This window comes from Staphylococcus sp. FSL H8-0121 (assembly GCF_038008425.1).
Taxonomy (GTDB): Bacteria; Bacillota; Bacilli; order Staphylococcales; family Staphylococcaceae; genus Staphylococcus; species Staphylococcus pasteuri.
In genome coordinates, this window is the sequence record NZ_JBBOZB010000002.1 from 411,081 (window position 1) to 423,835 (window position 12,755).

The window sequence follows — 12,755 nt, forward strand, 5'->3', positions numbered from 1 at the left end:
ACTCCCTACTTTAGTCGCATCCAATATAAAAAGACTACCCTCATTTTGAGGATAGCCTTTCTAGACTTTTTCTCTATTCATCTTTTTGATGTTCTATTACTTTCGTATTTTTATTTTCTGCAATTTCTTGTGCTCGCTTAACTGCATCTTTTTTATATTGAAAAGTATCAGAAGCTTGTTTAGCCTTTTCTGTTTTTACTTTCCACTCATTGTCTTCAAAGTAAACGTGTATAGGTTCTTCATTTAATTCTGGGTTTGCAGACTGATCTGTTTGATGTTGTGTAATGTGTTTATTTTTCAATTCATTTAAATCATCTTTAGAAGCATCTTTGTACCATTTTTCAGCCTGTTTCGTAGCAATTGGGATAATATCTGATTCTTTATAACCATCTTTCAACATGGCATTAGCTATATCAATTGCTTTTTTACGTTCTAATTCATCAAGATTTTTTAAACTCTGTGGGTAATCATCCATTGTCCAAGGCATAGTATTCATCTCCAGTTTAATTTGCTTATATATTAGTATTACCACTAATACTAACTATTTAACCACTATGACGTCATACTACGGTTAGACAACCCTCAGACTACTCTACTTTCCTAATATGCCTGCTTCAATGGCATCTTCACGTGCTTTTTGACTGTTTTTCTGTATTTTCATTAAACCAGACTTAATATAATTATACTGTGGTAAATCAGTTAATTCTTTTACTTCGAGATGTGATTGTAATTCGAAATGTTTAGCAATATTTTCAAACGTAGCTAAATATTCCCCCATTAATTGATCATCTATTCTTGAACGATGATTATCACTAAGCGCCCTACTAAGCATAAAACTAATTTCTTCAAGCGCAAATATACTTGGATAATAGTATTGGATTACTTTTTTATTACTGAACAACTCACCATTCGCTGCATTATACATTTGAGTCATATTATTTAATCTAACTGATAATCCTAGATTAAGATTTTTTTCTTCTTCTTTATTATGATACTTGTTTTCTGAGAATAAGTAATGGAAGAACGATGCTTCTTTTCTCACAACTTCTGCAATTGTATTTGGTAACAATATTGATGATGTTCTTTGACCTAATATAAATAGGCCGATAGTAGAAATAGCTACACCAATAATTACGTCTACAATTCTTGGATATGCAATACTAATAGATAGGTTTTGTGAAGCAAGACCATTTAATAAGATAACTTGAATTGTAATAAATATGACCGCAAACGTGTAATTTGCACCAACAAACATTTCTGTAATTCCAGCGCCTAATCCCATTAATATAATTGCTAATGGTGTTGGAATAGAAAATGCTAATATTCCTGTAAGCACTATAACACCTAATATAGTACCAAAACTTCTTGCAGTACCTCTTTCTAATGAATGAATTGTTGATGTTCCTACCAATAAGGTATGAGCAGATAATGGAATCCAGTATACTTTATCAAATCCAAAGAATAAAGCTATGAATATTGCTGCTGACATGATGACTGTATATCTCAATGTGTTTCTAAATACAATAGAATCTAATGTTAGATTTTGTAAAATACGCTTACTATATAAAGGTGTTCTAATTTTCGCTTCATGTTCGATATGATTAGAATCAGCATGTGCAATTTCATCTATTTTTAGTATATGATTTAATAAATTTTCAAATTCAGAACTTACATTGATTTCTTTTTTCCATGTTTGATGATTAGTTTTTGGATGTTTTACTTTATTGATAATGAAATTCAACATTTCAATTAAATCATTAGGTAATGGTCGTATATTTTTTTCATTAAGCTCTAATAATTCTGAATAAATACCTTGAACTGAAGTATGAATTAATAATAATTTTTGAAATCGTGAACTCATTTTATCGTTATTCGCAGATGACGTTATGAGTAGTTTATCTGACGCTTTAAATGCAGATACTGCTGAATTTGCAACTTTTTTAAATGCTTCTGGATCATTGTAATTTTCCATCATATCTTGAATTACTTTGAAATCTGCATTAATTGCACTATCTTCAGCTTTTTCTTTTTTAATATAAATAGTTAATAGCACCATTAATGTCGCTAATATTCCACCTATTAATATAGCCAACCCTCTAATTAGTGCTTGGTCAGGTGCAATAGGTAAGTTCATCGGTAAACAGAACGTTACGATGAAGAACGTAGATGAAGGGCCTGCTATTTTGAGAGAAGTGAATATATAAAATGGTACTACTGTAACAATTAATAGCAAGATACCAAATATAATTGGTTGTGCTGTTGTCAATGTTCCAAGCATCATACATACTACAAACGCTAAAGAACAAAGTATTACAATTCTAATTTGTGATTTTGGTGCTCCTTTAAAGACATATATATGCGCTAATGTACCTGTGGCAATTAATATACCAAAAGAGAAAAAGCCAAAATAATATCCTAAAAGAGCCGGGATAATCATTAATAATCCTTGTCTTAACCCTTATATGGATCAACTTTTGATTTATTAAATGTCATGACTAGCTGTATAAAACTCTTCAATATGTCCTCTCCTTTCCTTTTTATTGATTTTAAACAAAATAAAAGAACGGAATGTTTCTCATTTCATTGATTTGAAATCAGCGTTATTCCGCTCTCAATAGCGTTAACTTATTAGATGTATTGTTCACAATCCATCAATGATACATACTATTATATCACTTTCATTAATATTTGATTACTATTTCCCATTATATTTTATCTACCAAATTTATTTAATTTGTTGGGCAATTTCTATAACTGGTTCTTCTGCAACATACTCTTTAACTTTATTATTAAAGTTTTGGAAATGTGGAGACTCCATATGTGAGTTGATTGCTGCTTCATCAATATAATTTTCAACTACCACAAATGTATTACGTTCTTGTACATCTTCAAAATGGCTATAGTATAAGACTCCATCTTCTTTTCTTGTTTCTTCAACTAAACTTTCCATCAATTTTAAATATTCGTCTCGTTTTTCTTCTAATATTTTAATTTTTGCATTAATGATCATCATTTAAAACACACCTTTCTTATTAAGATATTATGTACTTAACAAAATATAAAAAGCAATAAATGAGATTTGATATAGTACATTACTATATTTATACGATCTCACTTATTGCTCTTTTTAATATCTACTATTCTATTGTTTTATGTTCATCAATAACTAATGGTTTATCAGGTTTAACAAAGAACCACATTATAATTGCTACTACTGCAGGAATTGCTAACAATTCAAATGTTAAAGTCCATCCTAGACTTTCAACAAATATTCCTGCTAACAATGGGCTTGTTAATGCCCCAATATTACCCCATAAGTTCATCCATCCTGATACTGTACCTGAGAAGTTACGGCCTAAGTCAGTAGCTGCCGCCCAGCTCATACCCATAGACATACCAACTCCACCAAGTCCTAATGATAACCAGAAAATAGTAACATAAAGGCTATCTGTATGTACTGCAAGGAACATTGACGCTGAAAATACAATAAATCCTATAATAGCAATAACACCACGAGCGACAAAGCGTGATTTGCCAGTGTTTAAAATTCTATCTGAAATTGCTCCCCCGCTAAGTATTAAGAAGAACATTAATAACCATGGAAGAGAACTAATTGACATATCTTTAAAATCAACATGATATACTTCTGTTAAATATGTAGGTAACCAAATTAAAAACAGAGTGATAACGAATTGAACAACAAAGTATTGAATTGCAATTGCATAGAAACTAAAGTGAGTTAAGAATCGTTTCCAAGGTGGTAACGATTTGTCTGTGTCTACAATATCTCTATGTTGCATAATAAATTGTTTTTCAGCCTCGTTGACCATTTTATGTTGTTCAGGTAAATCTTTTGCAATAATTGCCCAAAGTATTGCCATTACAATTCCTATTGCACCAAAAATATAAAATACCGCTTCCCAGTTAAATGCATTTACGATAGCTATAGTTACAATTGGCGCTAATACAGGGCCAAAGTACGAACCTGCTAATAAAGCACTTGAAGCTCGTCCTTTTTCATTTTTTGCGAACCAAAATGAATTGAATACTGCATTAGAAGGATACATTGGCGCTTCACCTACACCAAATAAAAATCTAACAAAATATAATAAACCATGATGCTTAATCATACCTGTAAATATAGTAAAAGCACTCCACCATACCAATGCAATTGTAATCATTTTACGTGGTCCAAATTTTTCAGCTAACATCCCAGAAGGTACTTGCATTAATGCATAACCTAGTGAAAAAAATGAAGCCAATAAACCAAATTGAGCTTTTGACAAATGCAAATCTTGCATCATTGGAACAGCAATATAAGAAATATTAGACCTGTCCATGTATGCAATAACTCCGATCAAGAAGAATGCAATTGCGAAGCCCCAACGAACGTTACTTCTTTTCTTATTCATTTCTTTTCCTACTTCCCTTATTAAATATGTTGTCTCTAAGTGTTGTCGTTCAGTTTCAGAAATCCTTCAAGATGACTATGATTAAACTACTAAGAAACAACTTAAAAATTTCTTGTAGCGCTACAATTTTTAATAATAATAGCACGAAATGGAAACGGTTACAATATAAATTTAATAAAATAATCACTTTTTATTCAATAAATATTAACAATACATTCAATATACTGTCACAAGTGTAATACTCAATTTAGAGTTAAAACTATAACTACAATAAATAAACAATTTTAGTGTTTTAAAAAACTAAAAATACTAATAAAATTTTAAATTGACTCCCCTTTCACAAGCATTTATGACTATTTTTTATTATAATGACGTTACCGTACTTTTAATTAAGTAGATTGTTTAGATGAATAAAGGAGTCTATTTATATAAATGGAACAAATTATAACGAATTTTATTAGCCAATGGGGCTATACAGCTATTTTTATTTTAATTTTATTAGAAAATGTCTTACCTGTTGTCCCTTCAGAAATTATTTTAACTTTTGCAGGATTATTATCAGTTAAATCTCATTTATCAGTTTGGACATTGTTAATTATTGCAACGATTGCATCATTTATTGGATTATTAATTTTATACTATATTTGTCGTCTTATTTTAGAAGAAAAACTTTACCGTTTTGTCGATCGACATGGTAAATGGATGAAATTGAAAAGTAGTGATTTAAAACGTGCCAATGATTGGTTTAAAAGATATGGCGCATGGGCAGTATTTCTATGTCGATTCATACCAGTATTACGTGTATTAATTACCATCCCTGCAGGTATTAATCGTATGAATATTATTGTTTTCACATCTTTATCATTATTGGGTACAACTATATGGAACTTTGCGCTTATTATACTAGGTCGTTTGCTTAGCGATAGTTTTGGCGCATTAATGAATGGTATTCATACATATTCTAGAATTATGTATGTTATTATCATCATTGCCATTATTTACTTTGTTATTAGATATTTCGTAAAACGTAAACGTGTCAAATAATATATTATTACTTAACGCTAACATAGTGACTACTTTGTTGGCGTTTTTTAGTATGACCCCCTATTTGTTCCATGCCATAATCAATTAGCTCCCTCTAAAAAATTGTCATTTTCAAACTTGAAGCACTCTGAATATAAAAATATATTTTCAAATAAAGCTTTGCTATTGAAAATTAATCACTTTTTCTTGATAATCAAATGTAAGCGCATTAATTATTACAAAGACTGACTATATTGGAACTTATAAACAGGAGTGACAAATCATGACACATATTACTGAAAGTGAATTGAAACAAAAATATTTAGACTTACTATCACAACGTTTTGATAGTGCTGAAAAATTAGCTACAGAAATTATCAATTTAGAATCAATATTAGAACTTCCAAAAGGCACTGAACATTTCGTAAGTGATTTACATGGTGAATATGAATCTTTCCAACATGTTTTAAGAAATGGTTCAGGTAATGTCAGAGCAAAAATAAATGATATATTCGGAAATACGCTTAACGAAAAAGAAATTAATGATTTAGCAGCACTTGTATATTATCCTGAAGACAAATTAAAGTTAGTTAAAAATCAATTCAATGCGAAAGGTCAGCTCAATGTTTGGTATATTACAACTATCGAACGTTTAATAGAATTAACAAAATACTGTTCTTCAAAATATACTCGTTCTAAATTACGCAAAGCGTTACCAAAACAATTTGTATACATTATTGAAGAGTTGCTTTATAAAAATAATGAATATCAAAACAAAAAAACATATTACGAAACATTGATTAACCAAGTTATTGAATTAGAACAATCTGATGATTTAATTATCGGTCTTTCATATACTGTACAACGATTAGTCGTTGACCATTTACATGTAGTTGGAGACATTTATGACCGTGGACCTAAACCAGATAAAATTATGGATACGCTTATTAATTATCATTCTGTAGATATTCAATGGGGAAATCATGACGTATTATGGATTGGTGCTTATGCCGGTTCCAAAGTGTGTCTAGCTAATTTACTTAGAATCTGTGCACGTTATGATAATTTAGATATTATTGAAGATGCATATGGCATTAACTTAAGACCTTTACTTACTTTAGCTGAAAAATATTATAGTGGAGATAATCCAGCTTTCAAACCGAAAAAACGTCCTGACAAGGAAGTAAGTCTTACTCAACGTGAAGAACATCAGATTACGAAGATTCATCAAGCAATTGCAATGATACAGTTTAAGCTTGAAATGCCAATTATCAAACGTCGCCCATCATTTGAAATGGAAGAACGCTTAGTTTTAGAAAAAATTGATTACGACAAGAATGAAATTACTGTTTACGGTAAAACATACCCATTAAAAGATACATGTTTCCAAACTGTTGATCCAGAACATCCTGAAACATTATTGAAAGAAGAGGAAGATGTTATTGAGAAGTTACTCCTTTCTTTCCAACAATCTGAAAAACTTCGTCGCCACATGTCCTTCTTAATGAGAGAAGGAAAATTATATCTGCCTTATAACGGAAATTTACTTATTCATGGATGCATTCCAGTAGATGAAAATGGCGAAATGGAATCATTTGAAATCGATGGTGAATCACATAGTGGACGTGAACTATTAGATGTTTTTGAATATCATGTAAGAAAAGCATTTGACGACAAAGAAATCACAGATGATCTTTCTACTGATTTAGTTTGGTATTTATGGACTGGTAAATACTCTTCATTATTTGGTAAACGTGCCATGACAACATTTGAACGTTATTTTATTGAAGATAAAGCCTCACATAAAGAAGAAAAGAATCCTTATTATTACTTACGAGAAGATGTTGATATGATTCGTAAGATGTTAAAAGACTTTGATTTAAATCCTGATGAAGGCCGTATCATTAACGGGCATACACCAGTAAAAGAAATTGACGGTGAAGATCCAATTAAAGCAGATGGTAAAATGTTAGTTATTGATGGCGGTTTCTCAAAAGCTTATCAATCTACTACAGGAATAGCTGGTTATACGTTACTTTATAATTCATTTGGTATGCAATTGGTTGCTCACCAAGAATTTAATACTAAGGAAAAAGTATTATCAGATGGTGCGGATGAGTTATCAGTTAAACGTGTTGTTGATGAAGAACTAACACGTAAAAAAATTAAAGACACTAATGTAGGACATGAACTACAATCTCAAATAGATATTCTTAAAATTTTAATGCATGATAGATACTTAAAATAATATAAAAACAGAGCGATAATTGAGTAGAATTCCAATTATCGCCCTGTTTTTATATTTTATAATATTTTTTTCTTTTAAATTAATTATCCCTTGCTATAATAATACTATCGTCTATGCTTTAGACGTCCTAATGACGTGTAAAGGAGGTGTTATGATGCGGGATATTCTGATAAATATTCTGGCAACCATAACAAGCGGTTGCATCATTGCTTGGTATACTAATTGGTTACGCTGCCGCAATGATAAAAACAATAGACGTAAGTAACCACACCTATAAGAATCCCCTCACTATCACCAGTAGTGAGGGGATTGGTGTTATATGCGAGATATTTCTGATGTTATATTAACATTATTTTTTTATAAAAGCAATATTTTATACGTTATAAACATTTTTTAATATACCATATGTCCCATGTTCTTCTTTAGGTAGTGAATGATTATTCCTTTTAAAAGTGACATTTTTATTTTCATTAATATAATAAATTAACATATCTTTATCAGTAATTTCATGATATCTTTCGGCAGGCACTTCTATAATATTATGTTGTGTTATATAGTTATCAAACCATCTTGGTGTATGATTTTCATCAAATAAAATATGATTTCGAATAGGACCATTTAAATTATTACGTGCTTGTTCATCATTAAATGATACCGGCATCATATGGACATTATTCAAACCAAATTCAGGTACTAGTTCATTAAATGCTAAACTATTAAAAATAAATGATTTCGTCATCAATATACACTTATTATATCTTAGTAAATCTGAATATATACGGTCATTGCTAGATAATAAATTCCCTTTAAATACTTCAAATCCTTGCTGATGTGCTTTATCTGAAGTGTTTTCAAATAAATTGAACATCATAATGGGTATACCATGATCTTTAAGCATACTTCCTAAATGAAATGAGAATTCACTTTCCCCAACAATAATAACGCCAGGTGGTTCATTACTTGCTACGCCTAACAACTTACTTAACGGCGTAAAGCTAAATCCATAAATAACAACGGTAATAAATACAAGACCAAATGTGACTGGTGTTATGTATTGAGCCATCTTAACGCCGTCATCCATAAACAAACTTGAAAAGAATTGTGCAACGGTAAGTACAACAATACCTCTAGGCGCCATTAAGGCTACACTAACACGTTCTCTTTTAGTTATTTCTGTTCTAAATGTGGAAATAATTACCGATAAAGGTCTTACAAGTAAAATCATTACAATACTAAATACAAGTAATTGCCATGATAGTACGTTTAGTAATACATCTTTAGTAAGTGATGATGTAATTAAAATAAATACTGTTGAAACCATTATTGTTGATGCATTTTCTATAAAATGATCAGACTCCTTAAACATTAAGTCATGACGTTTATTTCGTGCCATTATAAGTCCAAATATGGTTACAGATAATAATCCAGATTCTGCTAAAATTTCGTCACAGATACTAAATATTAAAAGTATAAATACCAGTTGTATTGGCGGCATTAAACTTTGTGGTATCATGTCACGTTTAATTAACCAATTAAATAAGAATGATGCACCAAAACCTATTAAAACAACGCTTAAAATTTTTAAGATAAATAGTAAGATTACTAAAAAACTTATACCTTCATCAACAATTTGGTATACATAGAATGCTGATAGTGCCAACATAGGACCAATAGGATCTAATATGATACTTTCCCAACGTAATATTGAATCGACATTTTTCTTTACCTTTGCTTGTTTTAACAATGGTTGGATTACTGTAGGGCCAGTGATTAAAAATAATCCACCCATAACTAATGATACTGAAATTGGAAAATCTAATACAAAATGTAATGCAATTGCACCTAAAATCCATGCAATCGTTGCACCTACAGTAATAATTCTGATGACCGCTTTCGATATCCCTTTTAACTCTCTGAAATCTAAATTACTACTACCTTCAAATAATATAACGGCTACTGCTAATGAAACTATAGGACTAAATACTTCCGATCCCATTGCTTCTTTAGGATTCGCTATGCCTAATATTGGTCCAATTAACAGACCTACAATGGCCATTACTACTATGGATGGCCATTTTATTTTATTTGCTAACCATTGACTGAATATACCTAATGCTAAAAATACAACAATCATTAGCATTAAAGGTAAATCAAATATCATAACAACACCTTCTTCAACTTTTACACTTTTTCCAATCAATATTTGCTAATACTATCAAAGTATCATCATTAATGCATTAATATTTATTAAAAATTTTTGTCATTACTATTCTACACTAATCATTTTGTATTGCATTACTATTTTTAATTCTTAGAAACCGTACGTCTTATTTACACAATAGTCCATATAGCATGTACTCAAGTATTTATTTTTAGTATTATTTCGTCTAAAATAGAAAGATATGAATTTTTAAGATAATTATAATTAAAATTGAAATCTCATTAATTTTGACATGAAGGGATAAGAACATAAATGAATATAGCTAAAGAGTCCATTATAGTGGCTTTCGCATTTGTAGGCGTTGTCGTAGGTGCAGGATTTGCGACTGGTCAAGAAATATTCCAATTTTTCACTAGCCATGGTGTTTATAGTTTAGCTGGCATTATTGTAACAGGAACTATTATTACTCTAGGCGGAATCTTTGTTTTAAAGACAGGTTATCGACTAAAATCAGGTAACCATTCAGAATCAGTACATTATTATTTACATCCAATGATTGCTAAAGTCTTTGATTTAATATTAACTGTTTTTTTATTTTCATTAGCTATTATAATGACAGCTGGCGGAGCCTCTACTATTCATGAGAGCTTCAACGTTCCATACTGGCTGAGTTCATTATTACTAGTCATTCTTATATTATCAACATTATTTTTAAAATTTGATCGTCTCATTGCAGTACTAGGAGGAGTGACACCGTTTCTAGTAGCAGTTGTAACAATGATAGCTATTTATTATTTTGCATCAGGTCATCTTAACTTTAATGCAGCTAACCAATACTCAAATCATCATAAATCTATTTCACCTGGATGGTGGTTTGATGGTATCAATTATGCTAGTTTACAAATTGCGGCTGCGTTCAGTTTCTTCTCAGTTATGGGTGGCAAATTAAAATATCGTCAGTCAGCAACGTATGGCGGACTAATAGGCGGTGTCATCATCACATTTTTAATATTAATGATTAATTTAGGTCTTGTAACTCAATTTAATCAAATTAAAGATGTTGCGTTACCTTCCCTATTATTAGCTAAAAATATTTCACCATCCATTGGACTAATTATGTCAGTCATTATGATTTTAGTAATTTATAATACAGTAGTAGGACTTATGTATGCTTTTGCTGCTAGATTTAGTAAACCCTTCTCGAAACGTTATTATATATTGATTATCACAATGGCATTCATTACGTTTATATGCACTTTCGTTGGATTTATATCACTTATTGGAAAAGTATTCCCTATTATGGGGGTATTTGGATTTATACTCCTCATACCTATATTCTATAAAGGGTTCACAAAAAGTTAGAGCATTGTTGCTCTAACTTTTTTATGTCTAAATTTAATTTTAATATTTAATCACTGACTTTTAGGGAATATTTCAAGTGGAGGTATGTTATATGACTAATCAATTATTTATAAACAATGAATTTATAGAAAGTAATTCAAACGAAACAATGGATGTAATTAATCCAGCAACTGGTGAAAAAATAGATACGATTACATTTGCGACTACTGAGGAAGTTAATGAAGCCATCGAGAAATCTAAACATGCACAATTAGAGTGGGAAAAAGTTCCGCAACCAACTCGTGCCGAACATGTTAAATTATTAATCCCATTACTTGAACAAAATAAAGAAGAACTTGCACAACTTTACGTCAAAGAACAAGGTAAAACATTAGCCGAAGCTCAAGGCGAAATTGATAAATCTGTTCAATTTATTGATTATATGACTAGTTTAAGCATGAGTAATAAAGGCGAAGTTTTACAAAATAGTGTAGAAAATGAAACTATTCAACTCACTAAAAAACCTATCGGCGTAACAGCTGGTATTGTACCTTGGAATGCTCCTATTTTAGTATTATTACGTAAAGTCATTCCTGCTATTGTAACAGGTTGTTCTGTTGTCATTAAACCTAGTGAAGAAACAACATTACTTACCCTACGTTTAGCTGAAATTTTTAAAGCTTCAACGATTCCTGCAGGTTTAATCCAAATCGTCCCAGGTACTGGTGAAACTGTTGGTACACAATTAGCACAACATAAAGATATCAAATTAATATCTTTAACTGGTAGCATGCGTGCCGGTAAAGCCGTATTTGAAAATGCAGCAAACACAGTTAAAAAGGTAAACTTAGAATTAGGTGGAAACGCCCCTGTCCTCGTAACGCCAAATGCAAATATTGATAAAGCTGTGGATTATATTGTAACTGCTCGTATTAAAAATGCAGGCCAAGTATGTACATGTCCTGAGAGAATATTTGTACATGAAGACGTTCATGATAAATTTGTTGAAAAAGTAAAATCTAAAATGGAAGCTTTAACTGTAGGAAATCCTCTTGATGAAAAAACAGATTTCGGTGCTATTATTAATGAAACTCAATTAAATAGCATAGACGAAAAAGTACAAGATGCTGTTAATAATGGAGCTAAACTTGTATTAGGTGGTCACAAATTAGACCGCCCTGGTTATTTCTATGCTCCTACTGTTTTAGATAACGTTAAACAAACAGATAGTGCATTTAAAGAAGAAATATTTGGTCCTGTATTAGCAATCACAACATATAATGACTTTAATCAAGTTATTGAAGACGCTAATGATACAAACGCTGGCCTCTCTTCTTATATATTCTCAAATGATTTATCAGAAGTCATGACGGCAACTGAACGTTTAAAATTTGGTGAAGTATATGCCAATTGTGAAGCTGAAGAAGTTGTTAACGGCTACCATGCTGGTTGGAGAGAATCTGGTCTAGGTGGCGCAGATGGTATTCATGGTTTCGAGGAATACTATAATACTACCGTTTCTTATATTAGATATAGTTAAATTGTTTAAATGCTCTGCTGTAATTTTATC

At 30.8% G+C, this 12,755-nt stretch carries 9 protein-coding genes and 1 pseudogene; 5 read left to right on the top strand and 5 right to left on the bottom strand.

Annotated elements, in window-relative coordinates:
* Window positions 1–73: 73 nt before the first annotated feature.
* The 4 genes and pseudogenes from LFT63_RS07475 to LFT63_RS07490 form a co-directional block, all read right to left on the bottom strand.
* Window positions 74–487 (bottom strand): DUF2188 domain-containing protein, encoded by a 414-nt coding sequence (locus LFT63_RS07475; RefSeq protein WP_029056102.1) that lies wholly within the window; start codon window positions 485–487, stop codon window positions 74–76.
* A 105-nt stretch (window positions 488–592) separates the two neighbouring features.
* Window positions 593–2,493, bottom strand: a pseudogene (locus LFT63_RS07480) (FUSC family protein).
* 232 nt (window positions 2,494–2,725) lie between these two features.
* Window positions 2,726–3,013, bottom strand: coding sequence for a putative quinol monooxygenase (locus tag LFT63_RS07485; RefSeq protein ID WP_017636538.1), 288 nt, complete (start codon window positions 3,011–3,013; stop codon window positions 2,726–2,728).
* 124 nt (window positions 3,014–3,137) lie between these two features.
* Window positions 3,138–4,412: an MFS transporter gene (locus tag LFT63_RS07490; protein WP_340768543.1), complete on the bottom strand. Its 1,275-nt coding sequence runs from the start codon at window positions 4,410–4,412 to the stop codon at window positions 3,138–3,140.
* A gap of 432 nt (window positions 4,413–4,844) precedes the next feature.
* Between LFT63_RS07490 and LFT63_RS07495 the strand changes: the two genes are divergently transcribed.
* From LFT63_RS07495 to LFT63_RS07505, 3 genes are all read left to right on the top strand, one after another.
* Window positions 4,845–5,456 (top strand): DedA family protein, encoded by a 612-nt coding sequence (locus LFT63_RS07495; RefSeq protein ID WP_340768546.1) that lies wholly within the window; start codon window positions 4,845–4,847, stop codon window positions 5,454–5,456.
* Between the two features lie 262 nt (window positions 5,457–5,718).
* Window positions 5,719–7,683 (top strand): fructose-bisphosphatase class III, encoded by a 1,965-nt coding sequence (locus LFT63_RS07500; protein WP_017636541.1) that lies wholly within the window; start codon window positions 5,719–5,721, stop codon window positions 7,681–7,683.
* A gap of 154 nt (window positions 7,684–7,837) precedes the next feature.
* A complete protein-coding gene (locus LFT63_RS07505) occupies window positions 7,838–7,948 on the top strand; it encodes a type I toxin-antitoxin system Fst family toxin (protein ID WP_108016997.1) in 111 nt (36 codons plus the stop codon).
* A 108-nt stretch (window positions 7,949–8,056) separates the two neighbouring features.
* Here LFT63_RS07505 and LFT63_RS07510 read toward each other — a convergent pair whose 3' ends face one another.
* Window positions 8,057–9,844, bottom strand: a complete 1,788-nt coding sequence (locus LFT63_RS07510; RefSeq protein ID WP_119622586.1) for a cation:proton antiporter — start codon at window positions 9,842–9,844, stop codon at window positions 8,057–8,059.
* 312 nt (window positions 9,845–10,156) lie between these two features.
* Here LFT63_RS07510 and LFT63_RS07515 point away from each other — a divergent pair, with 312 nt between their 5' ends.
* Window positions 10,157–11,206 (top strand): YkvI family membrane protein, encoded by a 1,050-nt coding sequence (locus LFT63_RS07515; RefSeq protein WP_029056100.1) that lies wholly within the window; start codon window positions 10,157–10,159, stop codon window positions 11,204–11,206.
* A gap of 91 nt (window positions 11,207–11,297) precedes the next feature.
* Window positions 11,298–12,725 carry an aldehyde dehydrogenase gene (gene aldA, locus LFT63_RS07520; RefSeq protein WP_029056099.1) on the top strand — a complete coding sequence of 476 codons (1,428 nt, stop codon included), beginning with the start codon at window positions 11,298–11,300 and terminating at the stop codon, window positions 12,723–12,725.
* Window positions 12,726–12,755 lie beyond the last annotated feature (30 nt).